General features: G+C 70.2%; 15 protein-coding genes and 4 pseudogenes. 11 read left to right on the top strand and 8 right to left on the bottom strand.

Annotated elements, in window-relative coordinates:
* Positions 1-946: trypsin-like serine protease (locus ACZ66S_RS35470; RefSeq protein WP_469905673.1), on the bottom strand; the 946-nt coding region annotated here is incomplete at its 3' end.
* 83 nt (positions 947-1,029) lie between these two features.
* Positions 1,030-1,572, bottom strand: a complete 543-nt coding sequence (locus ACZ66S_RS35465; protein ID WP_469905672.1) for a hypothetical protein — start codon at positions 1,570-1,572, stop codon at positions 1,030-1,032.
* 539 nt (positions 1,573-2,111) lie between these two features.
* Between ACZ66S_RS35465 and ACZ66S_RS35460 the strand changes: the two genes are divergently transcribed.
* The 3 genes from ACZ66S_RS35460 to ACZ66S_RS35450 all read left to right on the top strand — a co-directional run bounded on the left by ACZ66S_RS35460 (position 2,112) and on the right by ACZ66S_RS35450 (position 8,646).
* Positions 2,112-5,483, top strand: coding sequence for an ALF repeat-containing protein (locus ACZ66S_RS35460; protein WP_469905671.1), 3,372 nt, complete (start codon positions 2,112-2,114; stop codon positions 5,481-5,483).
* Positions 5,484-5,693: 210 nt separating this feature from the next.
* Positions 5,694-7,568 carry a DNA/RNA non-specific endonuclease gene (locus ACZ66S_RS35455; protein WP_469905670.1) on the top strand — a complete coding sequence of 625 codons (1,875 nt, stop codon included), beginning with the start codon at positions 5,694-5,696 and terminating at the stop codon, positions 7,566-7,568.
* A 31-nt stretch (positions 7,569-7,599) separates the two neighbouring features.
* Positions 7,600-8,646 carry a hypothetical protein gene (locus ACZ66S_RS35450; protein ID WP_469905669.1) on the top strand — a complete coding sequence of 349 codons (1,047 nt, stop codon included), beginning with the start codon at positions 7,600-7,602 and terminating at the stop codon, positions 8,644-8,646.
* A 131-nt stretch (positions 8,647-8,777) separates the two neighbouring features.
* Here the strand turns inward: ACZ66S_RS35450 and ACZ66S_RS35445 are convergent, their stop codons facing one another.
* Entirely contained in the window at positions 8,778-9,212 is a 435-nt protein-coding gene (locus ACZ66S_RS35445; RefSeq protein ID WP_469905668.1) for an arsenate reductase ArsC, read from the bottom strand.
* A gap of 94 nt (positions 9,213-9,306) precedes the next feature.
* Between ACZ66S_RS35445 and ACZ66S_RS35440 the strand changes: the two genes are divergently transcribed.
* The 3 genes and pseudogenes from ACZ66S_RS35440 (at position 9,307) to ACZ66S_RS35430 (ending at position 11,927) form a co-directional block, all read left to right on the top strand.
* Entirely contained in the window at positions 9,307-9,615 is a 309-nt protein-coding gene (locus tag ACZ66S_RS35440) for an ArsR/SmtB family transcription factor (RefSeq protein ID WP_469905667.1), read from the top strand.
* Positions 9,612-10,741, top strand: a pseudogene (gene arsB, locus ACZ66S_RS35435) (ACR3 family arsenite efflux transporter). The gene ACZ66S_RS35440 and the pseudogene arsB overlap by 4 nt, the downstream one beginning before the upstream one ends.
* A 121-nt stretch (positions 10,742-10,862) precedes the next feature.
* Positions 10,863-11,927 (top strand): ArsO family NAD(P)H-dependent flavin-containing monooxygenase, encoded by a 1,065-nt coding sequence (locus ACZ66S_RS35430; protein ID WP_469905666.1) that lies wholly within the window; start codon positions 10,863-10,865, stop codon positions 11,925-11,927.
* 51 nt (positions 11,928-11,978) lie between these two features.
* On the opposite strand, the gene ACZ66S_RS35425 is transcribed toward ACZ66S_RS35430, so the two are convergent.
* Positions 11,979-12,353 carry an ArsR/SmtB family transcription factor gene (locus ACZ66S_RS35425; RefSeq protein ID WP_469905665.1) on the bottom strand — a complete coding sequence of 125 codons (375 nt, stop codon included), beginning with the start codon at positions 12,351-12,353 and terminating at the stop codon, positions 11,979-11,981.
* A gap of 194 nt (positions 12,354-12,547) precedes the next feature.
* Between ACZ66S_RS35425 and ACZ66S_RS35420 the strand changes: the two genes are divergently transcribed.
* The 5 genes and pseudogenes from ACZ66S_RS35420 to ACZ66S_RS35400 all read left to right on the top strand — a co-directional run bounded on the left by ACZ66S_RS35420 (position 12,548) and on the right by ACZ66S_RS35400 (position 17,204).
* Positions 12,548-13,984, top strand: coding sequence for an NAD(P)-binding domain-containing protein (locus tag ACZ66S_RS35420; protein ID WP_469905664.1), 1,437 nt, complete (start codon positions 12,548-12,550; stop codon positions 13,982-13,984).
* Positions 13,981-15,224, top strand: a pseudogene (locus tag ACZ66S_RS35415) (MFS transporter). Before ACZ66S_RS35420 ends, ACZ66S_RS35415 begins: the two are co-directional and overlap by 4 nt.
* A 196-nt stretch (positions 15,225-15,420) precedes the next feature.
* Positions 15,421-16,212, top strand: coding sequence for a GNAT family N-acetyltransferase (locus ACZ66S_RS35410; RefSeq protein ID WP_469905663.1), 792 nt, complete (start codon positions 15,421-15,423; stop codon positions 16,210-16,212).
* A complete protein-coding gene (infA, locus tag ACZ66S_RS35405; protein WP_356599948.1) occupies positions 16,209-16,433 on the top strand; it encodes a translation initiation factor IF-1 in 225 nt (74 codons plus the stop codon). The genes ACZ66S_RS35410 and infA overlap by 4 nt, the downstream gene beginning before the upstream one ends.
* Before the next feature lie 300 nt (positions 16,434-16,733).
* Positions 16,734-17,204: an SPW repeat protein gene (locus ACZ66S_RS35400; protein WP_469905662.1), complete on the top strand. Its 471-nt coding sequence runs from the start codon at positions 16,734-16,736 to the stop codon at positions 17,202-17,204.
* 55 nt (positions 17,205-17,259) lie between these two features.
* On the opposite strand, the pseudogene ACZ66S_RS35395 reads toward ACZ66S_RS35400, so the two are convergent.
* From ACZ66S_RS35395 to ACZ66S_RS35380, 4 genes and pseudogenes are all read right to left on the bottom strand, one after another.
* Positions 17,260-17,370, bottom strand: a pseudogene (locus tag ACZ66S_RS35395) (Lsr2 family DNA-binding protein); the annotation flags it as partial.
* A gap of 99 nt (positions 17,371-17,469) precedes the next feature.
* Positions 17,470-17,958: pseudogene (locus ACZ66S_RS35390) on the bottom strand (SMI1/KNR4 family protein); the annotation flags it as partial.
* A gap of 132 nt (positions 17,959-18,090) precedes the next feature.
* On the bottom strand, positions 18,091-18,546 hold the full coding sequence (locus ACZ66S_RS35385) for a DUF6069 family protein (RefSeq protein WP_469905661.1): 456 nt from the start codon (positions 18,544-18,546) through the stop codon (positions 18,091-18,093).
* Between the two features lie 66 nt (positions 18,547-18,612).
* Positions 18,613-19,611, bottom strand: coding sequence for an RNA polymerase subunit sigma-70 (locus ACZ66S_RS35380; RefSeq protein WP_469905660.1), 999 nt, complete (start codon positions 19,609-19,611; stop codon positions 18,613-18,615).
* Positions 19,612-19,676 lie beyond the last annotated feature (65 nt).

The following is a 19,676-nucleotide window of genomic DNA, read 5'->3' as shown; positions in this document are numbered from 1 at the left end:
TGTCGGCGAAGTAGAGGCGGCCCATGTCGGTACCGGTGAGGAAGCGGCTCCATCCGGCGGACATGACGGTGCCGGCACCGAAGCTGTTCCCGAGGTTGCGATGGACGACGACGGAACCGTCGATGCGCTGAAGGACCAGGTCGTCCTTGCCGTCACCGTCGATGTCCGCCGGTGTGATCTTCTCTCGACTGAAGACCTCCTTGACCCAACCGCTCAGGTCGTCGACCCGGGTGTCGACGGCGCCGGTACGGGTCTCGGCGGGGTCGATGCCGAGGCATCCGCCCTGCCAGGAGCGGGAGTTGACGGCGACGAGCTCCGTGGTGCCGTCGACGGTGCGCAGAGTGGGACCGCCCGCGTCGCCCTTGCAGACGGTCGCGGTGTCGGAGCCGTCGAGGTCCACCGTGGTGGCCGCGGTGGAGGTGACGGTGAACGTGCCGGTGTGCAGTCGGTCGGGCACCCATTCGGTCTTGGTGCGTCCGAACCCCGCCTTCACCAGTTGCTCGCCGGCGGCGGCGGGCGTGGTCGCCAGTCGCACGGGTTTGACGGTGGGATCGGTGATCCGGGTGGCGAGCCGGACCAGGACGAGGTCGCGGTCGGCGTGCGGGACGAGCCAGAGGGCCTGCTGGACGCTCCCGCCGGTCTGGGTCAGGTCGGTGCGGCCGACCGTGACGGTGGTGGGAACGGCGGGTTTGCCGGCCGAGAGCTCGCCGTCCGCAGCGAAGCAGGTGGCCGCGGTCAGAACCCACTGCGGGTCGACGAGGGTGCCGGTGCAGGCGGACTGTTCCCCGACGTTGACCTTCGCGACGTAGTTCAGCTCCGCCGGGGCGTCGACTCCGGCCAGTGCGGAGGCCGAACCGGTCGCGGCCGGAACGGCGCCCAGTACGACGGGGGCTGCGAGCAGGGCAGCGGCCAGCGCGGAGAGACGGTGACGTCTGGAGAGGTGCATGAGCGTGGCTTCCTAGACACGAGGGCCGCGCGTCCCGTGGGCACCGGGCCGCGCTGCAGTGAGCATGACAATGTTGACCGCGCTTACTTGGAGGACCTGATCTCGACGAGCATGTGATCGCGGCTGTCCGGGTCCGCGGCCTCACCCACCGGCGTCCAGGAGTTCTTGAGGACGTCGAACGACTTCTCCTCGGTGCCCACGGTCATGTCGACCGCCGTCGTGTAGTCATTGCCCTTGATCGCGTAGACCGCGGGGATCTCCAGGGTCAGCCAGCCGGAGTCGCCCACCACCTTGAAGCAGATCTTGTCCGCCTTGTCACGGGCCATGATCTCCAGCAGACCCGTCCCGCTCGCGCAGTCGGCCAGGGTGATGTGCCCGTCGCCACGCTTGAGGACGATGTTCTTCTCGGCCAGGATCTTGTCCGCCAGCGGGTAGTTGAAGTCCTCCACGGCGTATCCGGGGGTCTCCCCCGCGACCAGCGCGGTGGGGTTCGCCTCCTGCGACGTCCCACCGGGAATACTCGCCGCCGCGATCCAAGCCAGGGCACCGACCGCTGCCGCGCCCAGTGTGCGCAGCGCAATCCGCTTGCGCTGCGGCTTGACGGACATTCTGCTGTATTGCTTCATCGCATCCCCCAAGTTCGTCGCTGAAGACCGGATATTGGTCACCGGTCTCGCGTTTTCGGGTGCACGGGAACGCCTTGCCGGCAGCGATCTGCCACGTACGTTCCAACTCCCCCGGGAAGTCATTCCCTTACGCCGCAAAGCGAGAAGCCCTCACCCCGGCGATCATCATTCTCTTCATCATGCAAACACGAAGCCACCCCTGGGTCGAGCATGTAAAACCACGCATAACGTGGCAAACCACATGCTCCTCTCATGACCTCCGTCACACTCCATAAAGGTTGCATCATCACTTGTGAAGCTCCTGTAAAGAAGCTTCTGATGATCTATCAGGACACCCGCTTGGAAGGCGAGTTAAAGAACGTGGCTGCTTAATTGGCCCACTCCGCAAGGACAGTTGATATGGTCCCGAGCTACAAGTACTCCCGACCGCACGCCACTTCACGTCCGTCGGCATTCCACCTTTTTGGGGCACCGGGAACCGCCCTGCCGGTGCGATCCGGCATGTCCAGTCACCAGCTCACACAAAGGACCACTCTCCAATGCAGACAAGCTTCTGGAGCCGTCGCCGCGTGCTCGGCGCGCTCGCCGCCTCCGCCGCCGTGGCCGCCACACCCTTAACGCTTCTCCCCACGACCGCCGCCGCTGCGGACGGCGCGGCATCCGAACCGGTGCCCCTGCCGGACACCGAGCGCGCCAAGGTCGTCAAGGCGTGGCTGGCCGGAGGCAAGGGCGTCAAAGCCGCCGCCGCAGCAGCCCTTTACGGGTCGGACGCCGACATCCAGACCTTCCTCACCGAGACGCTGCCCAAGCAGACCGTGGAGGACAACCGCGTCGCGATCGTCCGCAGCCTGGACCGTGCGGGCAAGGGTCTGCGAAGAGAGGCCGTCGCCGCTCTCGAGAGCGGCGACGCCGCGATCGCCGCGTTCCTGAAGGACGGCTTCAAACCGGCCATTCTCGAAGATCTCCGGGTCGCCACCACCACCGTCTCGACCACCGGCGACAGGGCGGTGGTGCGCAGCGCCAACACCGCTCTCGACGCCGCCACCACACCGGCTCTCACCGCCTTCCTCACCGACAAGCAGTACGACGCGCGTCTGGAGGACACCCGGGTCCAGGTCAGCGCCATGCTGGTGAACGGCGGCCCGGAGGTGCAGAAGTACGCGAGCCGTGCGCTGGAGGGGTCCGCGGCCGACGTGGAGTGGTTCATGGAGACCGGGCAGCACATCGCCCGCGCCCGTGACCAGGAGTCGGCGACCATCGAGGAGCTGGTGGCCCTCGTCGAGCGCGAGGGCAAGCGCGCCCAGAAGGAGACCAACCTGGCCGTGGAGGCCTCGGCACGCGCCGAGACCGCCGCCGGGAAGGCCAAGGAGGCCGCCCAGAAGGCCGCCGCCGAGGCGTCCGCGGCCCAGAACGACGTGCAGAAGTCGGCGGCGGCGGCCCGGAAGGCCGCGAACGCGGCGAAGGGCGCGGCGGACGCCGCACGCAACGCCATCAACGCCTCCAACGCAGCGGTGAACGCATCCCGCCGCGCCTCCTGGGCGGCCACCGGTGCCGCTCAGGCCGCCTCGAACGCGGGCAGCGCCGCCTCCCGTGCCTACCGGGCCGCGATAGCCGCCTCCAAGGACGCGAGCAAGACGCAGGAGGCCAAGGACGCCGCGGTCGCCGCCAAGAACGCCGCGGCCAAGGCCCGTAGTGCCGCCGCGGCTGCCGACAAGGCCGCCATCGCCGGCGATGCGGCCGCGTCCGCCGGCTCGGCCGCCGCCTCCGCCGCACGCAATTCGGCCGCCGCCGCCACGGCCGCCGCCCAGGCCGCCGCCTCCGCAGGGGTCGCCCAGGCGGAGGCCGCCGAGGCCAAGCGCCAGGCCGGCATCGCCACCAGTGCGGCCAACCGTGCCACCAACGCCGCCTCCGCCGCCCAGGCGCTGGCCAGCGCCGCCGCCACCGCGGCCCGCACCGCCCGCGACGCCGCCAACTCCGCCGCCGCCCACGCCGACAAGGCGGCAGCCGCCGCCGAGGAGGCCGTGAAGTACGCGGGGCAGGCCATCGACTACGCCAACAAGTCGACCGCGCACGCCGACGAGGCCGTGAAGGCCGCCAACGTCGCCACCAAGGCCGTCGCCGACGCCATCGAGGTGGAGAAGAACGCCCGCGCCGCCGAGGCCCAGACGCTGGAGCAGGACAAGCAGAAGGCGATCGAGGAGGCGCGGTTGCTCGCCTCCGTCGAGGCGAGCGATCTGTCCGACGTGCGCGACAAGCGCCTTCTCGCGGAACGCACCGCCCAGGACATCAAGGACCTGATCACCGGAGCTGAACAGGCCCTGTACTCCGGCGACATGGACCTCGCCGCGACCCTGGGGCGCAAGGCCGCGATCGGCCTGATCGAGTCCCGGGGCGCCTGGACCCGGCAGGCCGCCCAGCACGCCCTGGCCGGCTCCGACGACGACGTCTTCGCCTGGATCGACCTCGACCGGGCCCTCGCCCAGGGCCAGGACGACCGCGAGACCACTCTCCATGTGGCGACGATCGCCGCGCCGAAGATCGCCGAGGCCGCCCAGCTCGCCCTGGAGAGTTCCAGCTCCAAGGCCATCGGTGACTTCCTCACCATCGGCATGAAGAAGGCCTCCGACGAGGAACTGCGGGTCGCGATCGGCAGGATCCTCAAGGACGGCGCGGGCAGGGCCGTCACCAACGCCGCCAACAAGGCACTCGACGAGAACACCACCGAATCCCTCAACTACTTCTTCGACCACGCCTACCCGCTGGCGCAGCAGGAGGACGACAAGGTCCTCGCCAGCCAACTCATCGCCACCGGTGGCGCCTTCACCAAGGCCTACGCCGAGGTGGCCCTCGAGGGCCCGGCGTGGATGCTCCGCAACTTCATCCTCGTGGTCCAGTTCCGGACGGCCCAGCTCGACCACGACACCGCCACCCATGTCGCCGCGATCCGCGGTGCGATCGCCGCCGCCTCGAAGATCGCCCAGAAGGCGCAGGAGAACGCCGCGCGGGCGACCCAGGCCGCCTATCTGGCCCGTAACAACGCCGCCAAGGCTCAGGAGTGGGCGGACAAGGCGATCGCGTCCTCCAAGGCGGCCGACAGCTACGCCGACGAGGCGCGCCGGAACGCGGACGCCGCCGACAAGTCGGCCGCGGACGCCCAGGCTTCCGCCAACACGGCGAAGGCGGCCGCCGCGACCGCGCGCGGCGCGGCCCGCTCGGCCAACTACTCGGCCAACAAGGCGATCGACTCGGCGCGCGCCGCGCTCAAGTCCTCCGCCGACGCGCAGAGTTCGGCCAACGCCGCCCGTGCCTCCATGCTCGAGGCACAGGCGGACGCGAAGCAGGCCGCCGCCGCGTACTCCGCGGCCAAGCAGATCGCGGCCGAGAAGCACCGGGCCGAAGTGGCCGCCAAGGCCAAGGCAGCCGCGGAGAAGGCCAAGGCGGACCGCGAGGCGCAGCGTGATCCGGCCGCCAACGACCGGAACAACCAGGTCAACCCCAACGGCACCCAGGACCCCGCCGACGCCGACGAGTGGTGGAACGACGCCCAGTTCTACGCGGACGCCGCCAACGTGGTCAGCGTCGGCGCCGGACTCCTGGCCGCCGGCTGCACTCTCGCGGGATTCGTCTTCCCGCCGGCCTTCGCCGCGGCCGGCTTCTTCGCAGGTGTCTCCACAGGCGCGAGCGCCATCAGCACTGTCTTCACCGGCATCGAGCACGGCTTCACCAGCAGCGAGTTCTGGTGGTCCGCCGCAGGCACCGGCCTGAGCCTGGTCACCTACGGCCAGACCAAGTGGCTGAGTGCGCTGAAGCCCGCGAGCACTGCCGTGAAGCCCGTCGTGGGCAAGATCGCGGACGTCGTCGAGGACGGGGTCTCCTCCATCACCAGGGATCTCTTCGATCTGGCCGCCTGACGAGTGCGTCCCCCTCGAACGGCTCTGACGCGGTAGAACGCGGGCCGCCCACCGCTGCCCGGGGGGCACCTCATGTCCGGTGCCCCCCTTCTCCGCTGCCCCCAGGACCACGAAACAAGGAAGAGAGACCTGACAGACATGCACGAAAGACGCCCTCGAGGCGCATCCCGAATACGGGCGCGGTCGACGGTACTTGCCGTCCTCGCCGCGGTGACGCTGGGACTCGGCACGGCGGGTCCGGCCACGGCGGCTCCGGCCACGGCACAGCAGACCGCCGACGCGAAGCCGGGGACGGTGGACCGGACGAACCAGGCCGGAACTCCGGCCCCCCTCACCGCCACCAGCGCCTTCCCCAAGCAGTCAGGGGAACACTGTGAGGCCACGAAGACAGGGACGAAGGAGCGCCGGGCCGGCGCCGTCGAGGCGTGTGTGAGCACCAGCCCCGTCCCGGCCGTGCGGACCAAGGCACAGCCGCAGAGCCTCGCCGCCACTTCGGCCAACGTCGCCACCTGCTCCCTCACCAGCCCCGGCAACTACTCCTACGAGCGGTTCAGTTACTGCGTGACCGGGGTGAACGTCCTCTACATCCTGCGCGACAGCAAGGGCGCGGAGCTCGGGCGCGGCACCCTGGAGATCTCCACCAGTGCGTCACTGCCGGCGGCGGGTACGGCGTGGAGCGAACACGTCACCGTGACGATGACCTCCGCGAGCGGCGAAGTCACCGCCCTCGACGCGAAGTTCCGCGCCTCCTGCGCGACCGGCTGCAGGGCGACGACGACCGCACCCTGGTACGAGAGCGGTCTGGTCCTGGGCAAGACCCTCGCCGGTGACGTCAAGTACTCCTCGGCCCCCGCGGTGGGCTCCGTCGCGGAGTTCCTCACCTCGTACAAGCTGTACGTGACCTCGCCGGGCGCCACGCCCGTCGACCCGAGCGCCTCCTGGGACAACCCGCGCAAGATCCGTTGCGACAACGCGGTCGGGGGCACTTCGTCGGCCGGCTGTGTCATCCCTTCGATCATGCCCGTCGTGCCGTTGAGCGCGAACGCCTCCGACGCCGGCGGCGCCGTGGCCGCGTACGCGTGGGCACAGAAGAACCTCAACGGCGCCTGGGGGAAGAAGGGCAGCCCTCTGACCCGGTCGACGAGCGGCGTGGCCGACCGTACCGCCAGTACGTGCGGCGGCTTCTCCCCCGAGCCGGAGCTCGTCGCCAACGACTCCTGCGGTGACTTCCCCTTCGGCGAGGCGAAGGAAGGCGGCGCCGCCGGCACCGCCTGCGTCAAGGTGATCCCCAACCTCGGCAACGGCGAATGGGACACCTACGTCCTGAACGACGCCCGTGTCGTGGACCCGGCCTCACCCTGCGTCCAGGCCCATGTCACGCCCGACGAGAAGCAGTTCGCGGCCGCGCAGCTCACCGACGGTTTCAAGAACCAACGGGTCATCGACGCCGACCAGTTCGAGATGCCGATCTCGTTGCCGGACACCGGCCCGCACGCCCGCTGCCTGGACACCACGCCGGACGGTTCGCTTCCCAACGGCGCCGGGTGGATCCTGAACACCACCGAACCGGTCCCCCACGTCAACAAGACGACCGACCCGCTGGGCCGGGCCGGAGCCAGGCCGACCCGGGCTGAGGCATGTCTGGACAGGACGGCCCCTGAGGGCACCGACGCGCAGGGAGACATCCCGGGCTGGCAGGACGCGGAGATCTTCAGGAACGCGAACTCGCTCACCAACGGGCTGGCCCGGTGCCACCTGATCCCGAAGGTCGGCGGCGGACGGGGTATCCAGGTCAATCTCGTCCCCTGCTGGCAGGCGGGGATGAACACGGGAACGCCCAGCATGCGAACCTACGAGGCCATGGCGCAGAAGGTCATCCAGAGCAGTGAGTCCGCCTTCGGACCGGACGACGCGATCTTCTACCAGGTGACGCCCGTCTACAACGACGCCACCAGTACGATCCCGGTGGGAGTCACGATGAACGCCGACATCGAGCGGGCGGACGGGACGACCGAGCAGTTGTTTGCCAACGTCTATGTCACCAACACCCTGAAGAACACCGGGTTGTACAACCTCGGCAACTGATCACAGTCAGTTCGCGCCATCGGGAGCCAGCATGAGTTTCACCACCCCGCCGCGGCCGCTCGACGTGACCGCGCTCTTCCCTCAACTGGCCCCGCTGGCCCGCACGGCGACCCGGCTGCATCCACGCCCCGGGTCGCCCACGCCGTACGAAAGCTCCGTCGGCGGGCCGCTCCTGTGGCCCGCTGACGAGCCGTGGCCGCACTGCGAGGTGCCACACGACAGCGAAGCGTCGGACGAGATGCACTCCCCGGACGAGATCCGGCTTCTGCGTCGCATCCGAACGGCAGCGGCAGAGCGCCGACTCCGCGACCCCCAGGCCCCCGCGGTCACGCCGGAGGAGGAGGAGATCGAGCAGCGGCTCAGCACGGGCCACCCGTGGTTCGAGGGTCCGATTCCCATGATTCCCGTTGCCCAGCTCTACGCCCGTGACGTGCCCCTCCCGGGCAGCCCTCCCGGAGCCGATCTGCTCCAGGTCCTGTGGTGCCCCTGCGACCACGAGGATTTCGCACACCCCCGAACCGCCCTGCGCTGGCGTTCGTCCGCCTCCGTCACCGAGGTCCTCGACGCCCCGCCCGAGCCGCCCGTGATCCAGTTCGACTGGTACCTGCCGATGCCGTGCCTGCTGGCACCCGAGCAGGTCACCGAGTACCCCAGCCCCATGGAGCTGAGCAGGGAACTGCAACAGCAGTTGGGCGACGAGAGCCGGTGGGATGCAGCCGGATACGCGTGGGACGCCACCGGCGCGGAGACCCCCCAGGAGTTCTACTTCCGCAACCTGAGCCACGCCCCCGGGTGGAAGACCGGCGGCTGGACCCGCTGGGGCCTCACCGACCCCATGCCGCGCCCCTGCCCCGAATGCGGCACCGAGACGATCCCGCTCCTCACCGTCGCGAGCAGGGAATGGGACCCCGGCAGCGTGAGCTGGATGCCCGAGGAGGAACGGACGAACCCGACTCCGCTCCCGCTCGGCATCCGGCCCGCGAACGTCACTCTGCTCACCATCGCCGACGCCTACGACCTGCAACTCCACGTCTGCCCGGTGAACTCCGACCATCCGCACATCGAACTCGTGCAGTGAGCAGGCCAGATGCCGCGGCACCGGGACGGCAGTGCTCGACGCGTTCGTCCTCGGTGTGCGGCTCTCGATAGCCCACCTGTGCCGGAGCACCCCGAACACCTCACTGCTCGCGGGCCTGGTGCCCGACCCGATCAAACGCTCTCGCCCGCCCGGCCCATCGGCTCTCCCGGAGCGATCTCGGCGATCAAGTCCTCCACCAGCACCTTGATCTCGTCCCGGATGGGGCGTACGGCCTCCACGCCCTGGCCCGCCGGGTCCTCCAACTTCCAGTCCAGGTAACGCTTTCCTGGGAAGACGGGGCAGGTCTCGCCGCAGCCCATCGTGATGCAGACGTCGGACTCGCGGACCGCGTCGACGGTGAGGATCTTCGGCGTCTCGGCGGAGATGTCGATGCCGACCTCGGCCATGGCCTGGACGGCGGCCGGGTTGACCCGGTCGCCCGGGGCGGAGCCGGCGGAGCGGACCTCGACGCGGTCCCCGGCCAGGTGGGTGAGCCACGCGGCGGCCATCTGGGAACGGCCGGCGTTGTGGACGCAGACGAACAGGACGGAGGGCTTCTCGGCCATGGTGATCGTTCTCTCTCCTCGCAGGGCGGAACCCGGCCGCCAGTACTTCAGCCCTCGCTGACATCAGCGAGCGATGATGTGAAAGTATCAGTGCATGCTGACTTCAGTCGACGCTGATGTGATCCGAGTGCTGGGCGATCCGCTCCGCCTGAAGATCGTGACCTTGCTGGCGCGCGAGACGCTGTGCACCACGCACTTGGTCGAGGAGACCGGAGCCAGGCAGACCAACCTGTCCAACCACATGAAGGTGCTGCGCGAGGCCGGGCTCGTGGAGACCGAGCGGTGCGGCCGATTCACCTATTACAGGCTCAAGCCGGAGGTCCTGCTCGGCCTGTCGCAGCAGTTCGCCGAACTCGCCACCGACGCCCGCACCGCCGCCGAGAACAAGAGGGCCTGGCCGTGACCTCCGTCGAGCCCACCACCGCCCGCACCCGGAGCGCCGACCCGGCAGGGGACGACTCGATCGTCAGGAAGCTCTCCACCCTCGACCGCTTTCTCGCGGTCTGGATCCTGCTCGCCATGGCCGTCGGACTGGGCCTGGGCCGGCTCGTCCCGGGCATGAACGACGCGCTCGCGAAGATCGAGGTCGGCGGAATCTCCCTGCCGATCGCGCTCGGCCTGCTGGTGATGATGTACCCGGTGCTGGCCAAGGTCCGTTACGACCGGCTCGACCGCGTCACCGGCGACAGAAGGTTGATGGTCTCCTCGCTGGTCGTCAACTGGATCGTCGGCCCGGCCGTGATGTTCGCCCTCGCGTGGATCTTCCTGCCGGACCTGCCCGAGTACCGCACCGGCCTGATCGTCGTCGGCCTGGCCCGCTGCATCGCCATGGTCATCATCTGGAACGACCTGGCCTGCGGCGACCGCGAGGCCGCCGCCGTCCTCGTAGCCCTGAACTCGGTGTTCCAGGTACTCGCGTTCGGCCTGCTCGGCTGGTTCTACCTCGACCTGCTGCCCCGCTGGTTGAACCTCGGCGACGGCCAGGGCCTGGACGTGTCCGTCTGGCACATCGCGCTGAACGTCGTCATCTTCCTCGGCATCCCGCTGCTGGCCGGCTTCCTCACCCGCCGCATCGGTGAACAGCGGCTCGGCCGCGCCGACTACGAGCAGAGGTTCCTGCCGCGGATCGGCCCCTGGGCGCTGTACGGGCTGCTGTTCACGATCGTCGTCCTCTTCGCCCTGCAGGGCCGGACCATCACCTCCCAGCCGCTGGACGTCGCCCGCATCGCCCTGCCCCTGCTGGTCTACTTCGCCGTCATGTTCTTCGGCACCTTCCTGCTCGGCAAGGCACTCGGCCTCGCCTACGACCGCACCGCCACCCTCGCCTTCACCGCCGCGGGCACAACTTCGAACTCGCCATCGCGGTCGCCATCGCCACCTTCGGCGTCACCTCCGGCCAGGCCCTGTCAGGCGTCGTCGGCCCGCTCATCGAGGTCCCGGTGCTGATCGGTCTGGTCTACGTCGCACTCGCCTGGCGCCGGAGGTTCAGCGCCGATCACCACCTGACAGCAGTTGCACCGGAGAGCTGATGCCGACGTACAGAACGGTGGTTGTCGTTCCACCGGCCGCACGTCGTATCCGGAGTGCTTGCGCAGCGGTTCAGCAGACCTGTGCCGTACGGAGCCCGCAGCCCGCCGGCGTGGGCAGCACATGACGGCCCGGCACAGTGCGGACGTGGTCGTGGTCGGCGGCGGCCAGGCAGGACTCGCCGCCGGATACCACCTGCGCCGCCGGGGCCTCGACTTCGTGATCCTGGACGCCGACACGGCTCCGGGTGGGTCCTGGCAGCACATGTGGGACTCGCTGCACCTGTTCTCCCCGGCCGAGCACTCCTCGCTGCCCGGTCGGCTCATGCCCGCCCAGGCGGGCGAGGCCGGCCCCGGCGCCGGACACGTGGTGGACTACCTCACCGACTACGAGAAGCGCTACGACCTGCCGGTTTGGCACGGCGCCCGCGTGGACGCAGTACGCCGTGACGGCGAGCGTCTGCTGGTCGAAGCCGATTCCGGCACGTGGCGGGCCCGCGCGGTCATCAGTGCCACCGGCATCTGGTCGCGGCCCTTCCTCCCCGCCGTCCCAGGCCGGTCCGTGTTCACCGGGCGGCAACTGCACACGGCGGGCTACCGCTCTCCGGCAGGCTTCGCCGGACAGCGCGTCATCGTGGTCGGCGGCGGCAACTCCGGCGCCCAGATCGCCGCCGACCTCGCCCTGGACGGCCGGGTCGAGGTCACATGGGTGACCCTGCGCCCGCCGCGCTTCCTGCCGGACGACATCGACGGCCGCGCCCTGTTCGATGTGGCCACCGCCCGCCGCCGCGCGCTCGACTCCGGCCGCGCCGACACGGGCGGGGTGGCCTCGCTGGGCGACATCGTCGCCGTACCGCCCGTCCGTGACGCCCGCGACGCCGGACTGCTCTCCGCGATGCCGATGTTCGCCCGACTCACCGGCGACGGCGTCCAGTGGGACGACGGCAGCGAGGCCCGCGCGGACGCGGTCATCTGGTGCACCGGCTTCCGGCCCGCCCTGTCCCACCTCGCGCCGTTGAACCTGCGGGGCCCGCGCGGCCACATCCCGATCGAGGGCACCCGCGCGCTCGGCGAGCCGCGACTCCACCTGCTCGGCTACGGCGACTGGACGGGCCCGGCGTCGGCCACGCTCATCGGCGTCGGCCGCCCGGCACGGGACGCCGCCCACGCGATCGCACAGCTCATGTGACGGCGGGCCGGTGAACGGGGCCGTCCCGCTCGCCGCTTCCCCTGCCCCTGATCAGGCGGCCGCCGGCATCGCCAGCAGCTTGCCCATGGCGGCGAGCACGGACGGCTCGACGCGGTAGTAGACCCAGGTACCGCGCCGCTCGGACGTGAGCAGCCCGGCCTCCTTGAGCTTCTTCAGGTGGTGGGAGACGGTGGGCTGGGAGACGCCGACATCGGAGATGTCGCACACGCAGGCCTCACCGCCCTCGTGCGAGGCCACGGCGGAGAACAGCCGCAAGCGCACCGGGTCGCCCAGCGCCTTGAACATCCGCGCCGCGGTCTCCGCCTCTTCAGCCGTCATCGGGCGCTCCGTCAGCGGCGGGCAGCACGGCGTGACGCCCTGGCCGTCGGCGGGCTCCAGCAACGGCAGCACCTTCGCATTCGACATGCGTCTATGTTGACACATGTCGAACCAACTGGGCGAGGGACGTTACGTGCGGGAGTGACCCCGCCGGGCCACCCAGACACCAGCCATCGCCATCCGTTGCGATTTCGACGAACGTCTATGTTGACGCTTATCGATACAGGTGTAAGGCTGGGTCGCAAGCCATCGACGAACGTCGAAACACGCAAGGAGTCGCCGTGACCGCGCCCACCACCACCGAGCTGCCCGTCGTCGTGATCGGGGCCGGACCCGTCGGCCTGGCCTCCGCCGCCCACCTCGTCGACCAGGGCATCGAGCCCCTGGTCCTGGAAGCCGGCCGGACGGCCGGAGCCGCGGTGCGCGAGTGGGCGCACGTCCGCCTGTTCTCCACCTGGGGCGAGCTGGTCGACCCGGCCGCCGAGAAGCTCCTGGCCCCCACCGGCTGGACGCGGCCCGACCCGGCCACCTACCCCTCCGGCGGCGACTGGGCCGACCTCTACCTCCAGCCACTCGCAGACGTCCTCGGCGACCGCGTCCGCACCGGCGCCACCGTCACGGGCGTCTCCCGGGCCGGCCGGGACCGCATCGTGGACGCCGACCGCGAACAGCAGCCGTTCGTCGTGCACATCACCCACGCCGACGGCCGCGAAGAGCGCGTCCTCGCTCGCGCCGTCATCGACGCGTCCGGGACCTGGGCCGCCCCCGGCCCGGCCGGCGGCAGCGGGCTCCCGGCCCTCGGCGAGCGGGCGGCCGCCGACCGGATCACCTACCGCGTCCCGGACCTCAAGGAGCCGGCCGTCCGCGCCCGGTACGCGGGCAAGCGCACCGCCGTCATCGGCTCCGGCGCCTCCGCCTTCACCGCGCTCGCCTATCTCGCCGACCTCGCCAAGTCCGCCGACGGCGCCGGTACCAAGGGGGTGTGGGTCCTGCGGCGCGGCATCTCCGGCTCGACCTTCGGCGGCGGTGAAGCCGACCAGCTCCCCGCCCGCGGCGCACTCGGCCTGGCGGCGAAGGCCGCCGTCGACGCCGGTCACGCGGACGCGGTCACCGGCTTCCGCACCGAGGCCGTCGAGCGGGACGACGAGGGCCGCCTGGTCCTGGTCGGCGAGGACGGCCGCCGCCTCGACGCGGTCGACGAGGTGATCGTGCTGACCGGCTTCCGCCCCGACCTGTCCTTCCTCTCCGAACTGCGCCTGCGTCTCGACGAACGTCTTGAGGCGCCGGTCGAGCTGGCTCCGCTGATCGACCCCAACCAGCACTCCTGCGGCACCGTCTACCCGCACGGCCACCGCGAGCTGGCCCACCCGGAGCAGGGCGTGTACCTGGTCGGCATGAAGTCCTACGGCCGTGCCCCCACGTTCCTCGCGATGACCGGTTACGAGCAGGTCCGCTCCGTCGCCGCCGCCCTCGCCGGTGACATCGAGGCCGCCGACAAGGTGGAACTCACGCTCCCCGAAACGGGCGTATGCGGCGGCGCCGGTCTGTTCGACTCGCCCGAGGCGGACCAGAACGGCGGCGGCTGCTGCGCCTCGGCACCCCAACTCGTCCAGCTCGGCGCCCCCGCCGTGGTCGGGACGACTGCCCTGACCGAAGGGGCCGCCGTGGTCGGAGCGGATGCCGAACAGACCCCGGCGGGCGGCTGCTGCGGCTCGTGACCGAGCTGAGCACCCCGGCGAACGGGGTCGCGACCGGAACAGGGGACCGGTCGCGGCCCCGTGCCGCCCTGCCCGCCCTCTGCGTCACGCAGATCGTGAGCTGGGGCATCGTCTACTACGCCTTCCCCGTCCTCAACCCGCAGATCACCGCCGCGACCGGCTGGCCCACCGGGGCGACCACGGCGGCCTTCTCCCTCGGCCTCGTGGTCTCAGCCGTCGCCGGGATCCGCGTCGGGCGCATCCTCGACCGGCACGGCCCGCGTACCGTCATGACCGTCGGCTCGATGCTCGGCGTGACCAGTCTGCTGATCGTGGCCGTGGCCCCGAACGTGCCTGTCTTCATGGCCGGTTGGGCGCTGGCAGGGCTGGCGATGGCAAGCACCTTCTACCAGCCCGCCTTCGCCGCCCTGACCCGTTGGTGGGCCCCCGACCACGTGCGGGCCCTGACCGTCGTCACCCTCGCCGGAGGCCTCGCCTCCACCGTCTTCGCCCCCCCCTGACCGCGGCTCTCGTCGACCACCTGTCCTGGCGTCACACCTACCTGGTGCTCGCTGCCGTCCTCGCCGCCGTCACCGTTCCCGCGCACGCCCTGGCACTGCGCGCACCCTGGCCCGATTCTCCGACCGGCCCCGCACGGGCCGCCGCAGGTTCGGCCAAAGTCGAGCGCAGCCGTCCGTTCCTGCTGCTCGCCGCCGCCTTCACCCTGTCGGGCTTCGCGATGTACGCCGTCGTCGTAGCCCTGGTCCCGCTCCTCCTCGAACGCGGGTACACCACCGGCCAGGCCGCCTGGGCCCTCGGCATCGGCGGCGCCGGACAGACCCTCGGCCGCACGCTGTACGCAGCCCTCGCACGCCGTACCACCACGACGGCCCGCACGACGATCCTCATCACCCTCGGAGGCGTCACCACCGCCGCCTTCGCCGCGGTACCCGGCCCCTACGCCCTGCTCATCGCCGTGTCGGTCGTGGCCGGCATGGTCCGCGGCAACCTCACCCTGCTCCAGGCCACCGCCATCACCGACCGCTGGGGCGCCACGCACTACGGACGCCTCTCCGGGCTCCTCGCGGCACCGGCCACCACGGCGGCAGCCCTCGCGCCGTTCGCCGGCGCCGCCCTGACCGTGCCGCTCGGCGGATACGGCCCGCTCTTCTGCCTCCTCGCCACCGTCTCCATGGCCGCCGCCGCCACCGCGCCATGGACGGGCGCCGATGCCCGAACCGAAGCCCGAGTGCGTCACTGAGCACCGAACAAAAAGGGTTTGAGCCCGGCGTCGCCCCGCTGCTACTTTCCCCGCGGACCGTGAAGTCGTCGTATGGAGGTGAGCCCCGTGAACACAGTTACCCGTGGGTGCTCCCTCAACCCGTCACGGTCCGGCGGCTGACGTTCGGTGTCGCCAGGAGCGCCTGAGATCGAGGCACTCCTGGAGGGAGACTCCGATGAGCACAACGCCTTTCACATCCGGCCTGGGCGAGGACGCGGTCATGATCACGCGTGTCGCGGACAGGCAATGGCATGCGCTGGACGACGACCTGGTGGTCGGTCGCGGGCATGCTCAACACCGGCCCGACGGACGCTTGTTCGTCGGCATCGACGCGTGGCACGACGCCGTCTTCGACCGTCTCGCCGAAACGATGCCGGCTGAACTTCCGGCTCCGTTGTACACGGTGGTCGACGAAGCCGACGTAGCACTGACAGCCGCGTGGCAGCGGGCGGGTTTCACGGTCCGGCGCCGCGAGTGGGAGTACGTCGTACCGACCGATCCACAGGTGACCGGGCTCGACGGCACTCTGCCGCCTCCGGGCGTGACGATCATCCCCGCCGGCCAGGCGGACGAGCGTCTGCTGCGGGAGGTGGACCGGGCCATCCGTGACGAAGTCGAGGCGACCGTGGGGTGGCAGTCGATGCCCGCGGAGGTGATCCCCCGCCAGGACGGCGACACCATCGTCGATCCGTCGAAGTACGCGGTGGCGGCTGCCCCGGACCGCTACCTGGGGCTGATCCGGGTCGTGACGGTGATCCGGCCGCGCCTCGGCCTGATCGCGGTCCGGGCGGACGAGCGGCGCCGCGGCATCGCGCGGTCGCTGCTGGCCCACGCGCTGGGAACACTGCATCTCAACGGCTTCACCGAGGCCTATGCCGAGGTTCAGGAGTCCAACCGGGCGGGCTCGGCACTGTTCGAGGGCATCGGCGCCCGGCCGGTGGGCAGCAACCTGGAGCTGGTGCGATGACCAAGAACAAGAACGTCATCGAGGTCGAGGGCAGGGTCGTCGAGTGCCTGCGCAGCGCCATGTTCACCGTGGAGCTCGAGAACGGCCACCAAGTCCTCGCGCACATCAGCGGGAAGATCCGCAAGCACTACATCAAGATCATGCTGGAGGACCGGGTGCTGGTGGAGCTCCCGCCCTACGACCTGACACGCGGCCGGATCGTGTTCCGGTACCGCAACTAGCGCCGGTCGACAGCGCTTGGAGTAGCTGAACTCGGGGTCCCGGTCACGAACTTCGCGTGACCGGGACCCGCCTCGACGACGGTTCACCCGGCCGCGCGCCTTCGCGCCCAGTCCGACCAACGGCAGCCGATGCCAGTCACGCCTCCGGCCGGCTCCCCTCCGAGCGGCGTCCTGCGATCACGTGGGGCCACCGTCTCCTCAAAATCTTCTAATTCAGGCGCCCCAGCGACGACTCTACGTACCCGGAGGGTTACTCACCTGCATAGACCACGCATAAGAGGTAAATAGGAGAAAATCACAATGACGACACAACCCCGGCCTGACATGGCAACGCACCCGGACATCATCGACATGCGGAACCGGCACGAGATGGCCGAGCGCGCCGCGACGACTCCGAGGGCACAGGCTGTCGAGTCAATGGCTCTGATCACGGGCCTCTACCTGGCGGCCTCCCCGTGGATCGCGGGATTCAACGGTTTCTCCACCCTGGCCGTCAACAACCTGATCGTCGGCATCGCGTACGCCGTGATCATGAGCGGTGGTTTCGGGCGGGCCTACGAGCGGTCCCACAGCATGGCCTGGGCCGCGTGCGCGCTCAGCGTGTGGACGATCGTCGCACCTTGGGTCGTGGCAGGTGACGTCAGCACCACCAGGACCATCGTCAACAACATCATCGTCGGCGTGGTCGCGCTCATGATGGCCCTCATGGCCGCCGCAGCCGCCCGCCCCGTGGATCAGTCGTCCCGCGACCGTTCCTCCCGGCACGCGTGATCGTCGCCCATCTCCCCGAGACGTGACCATCGGCCGGTGCAACCGGACCCGGTGGTCACCGTCGCGACCTCTCGAAAGCCTCGCGGATGGATGCCGGAACACGCCCACGATCATTCACCTGATAGCCGTTGGCCCGTGCCCACAGACGTATCGGCTCGTCCTCGGGACGGGGATCGAGCCGTCGGGACCGGTCGGGCGCACCAGGGCCACTCCAGTCTCCCGAGGAGACCCCTTCCAGTTGGTCCGCCGCCTTCTGGAAGAACGCGTACAGCGAGGCGTACACGCCCTCCTCGGGATCGTGCCCGTCGGACCACGTTCCAATGGTTCCGTTGACCGTGTCCAGGAACGTGCCGTACAGACCGTCGCGTTCGGCGGCGACCGGCACCCACTCACGACGCCAGAACGGATGGTCGGTGTCAGCGGACGGCTGCGACTCCTCCACTCCCTTCCGGCTGAGGTAGACGCGCTGGATGTCCGTCAGTCCGAGAAGGAGATGCCCGCCGGGGAGAGGTATCCCGCATCCGAAGGCCACCAGGCGGGATCGGTCATCGGGTTGCTTGCCGGCATCGATGTCGTTCGTGAGCAGCCACTGACGCATCTCCTCGGGCAGCTCCACCCCCATGCGCACTTCGGCGTCTCTGATGGCGGCCCCACTCCCGGGGCCACCAAGCTCGGCCAGAACATCAGGATCGTTCCGCTCCAGCCACGCGGTGATCCGGCCCCACGCCTCGCGCACGTCTCCCGCCTGGTACATCGCGATCTCCTGCATGCGTGACCCGCACCCCCGCCCGGATGCGCCCCCGTATGGAGCGCATGACCATATCGAGAACCGTAGGCGACACCACTGACAGTGGCGGGCGCAGACCAACATGCCCGTGCGGGGCCGTCAAGCGGTCCGGTTGCGGAGGCACCGCGCCAGGGTGGAGATCATCACCGTCGCAGGCAGGAGGTGCAGCCCGATGAGCGTGACGGCGGTGGCGGCGTCCGCCCCGCACAGGACGGGCGGGACCAGCGAGATCACGGTCAGCGTCACTGTCGTCCACACGAAGTGCGCGACAGGGCGGGCGCTCCAGCGCAGCAGGACGACGGCGATGGCAATGCCCACGACCGAGAAGAACCCGGTCACCACGCCGAAGCCGGACAAGGGGATCGCCTCGCCACCATCGGGGACCTCGAAGTCGACGCCGACCGCCCGGGCCAGCGCCGCGGCGAGGGTGGTGGCCGGCACTGCCACGAGTGCGGCAATGAGACCGGGGCCGACCAGGCCGCGAAGGCGGTGGGTGCTGTTGATCCGGCCCGGTTCGGGGGCTACGACGGCCCCTCTTTCGTGCACGCTGGTCATGTCTCTCCTCGACGGTTCGGTTGGGTGGGGCACAGGGGCTGGGTGGCGCGGGCGCTCGGAGCGGGGCTACGCCGTACTGTCGGCCGGCAGCCGCTCGGGCAGCCCGAGCCGCGGGAACTGGTCGTCGTGGAAGGTGACGATCTCGGTGATCGCTCCCCCGGTGACACGCAGGACGTCGATCGTCAGCGGCAGATACGCGCCCGCACCCTCCTGCCAGAGGTAGAAGGCGACCGCAGGCTGCCGGTTCACAGCGGTGCGGACGGCACGCAGGCCGCGCATGCCCTCGAAGCCGCTCTCACGCCAGTCGTTCACCACCGCGTCGCGGCCGACGTACAGGCCCGGTGTGGGCGGCATGGAGCAGCGGACGTCGTCCCGCAACAGTGCGGCAAGCGCGTCGATGTCCGTGGCGACGCTGGCGTCGGTGTAGCGGCGCAGCAGTTCGCGGGTCCCCGCGTCCTGGTCGCCGCCGGTCCAGTCCTGCCGCTCGGCGGGCAGGTGCTCCCGCATGCCGGCGCGGGCCCGTTGCAGGGCGCTGTTCACGGAGTTGACCGAGTCCCCGAGGAGCTCGGCAACGTCCTTCGCCGGACAGCCGAGCACGTCCCGCAGGATCAGCACGGCGCGTGGGCGCGGAGCGAGGTGCTGGAGCGCGACCAGATACGCCAGCTCGATCGTCTCCCGCGCGACGGCGACGGCCTCCGGCTCGTCCGCGTCGCCCGCGGGCAACTCGTCGAGAAGCCGGTCCGGGTAGGGCTGCAACCACAGCACCTCGCCGCCGGTCGCGGGCTCCGGTCGGCTCTTGGCGAGCAGGTCCAGGCAGGCGTTGGTGGCGATGCGGTACAGCCACGCCCGGAACGTCGACCGCCCCTCGAAGGTCTCCCGCCGCCGCCAGGCACGGAGGAACGTCTCCTGCACGGTGTCCTCGGCGTCCTCGAACGACCCGAGCATGCGGTAGCAGTGCACGTGCAGCTCCCGCCGGTGCCGTTCCGCCAGTCCCGAGAACGCCGACTCGTCCATCTCGTCCAGCCTGCGATCGTCCAGGGCCCCCGGTCGCGTGTCCGCACTCATCACGTCATCCGTCCACCTCGTCGTGTGCTGTCGTAGGTATGACGGGTGGGGCCGCGAAAACTCAT

It is taken from the genome of Streptomyces sp. NPDC107471 (genome assembly GCF_055582845.1).
Note: the sequence above shows the minus strand (reverse complement) of the source record. Positions and strands in the feature narration are given on the sequence as shown.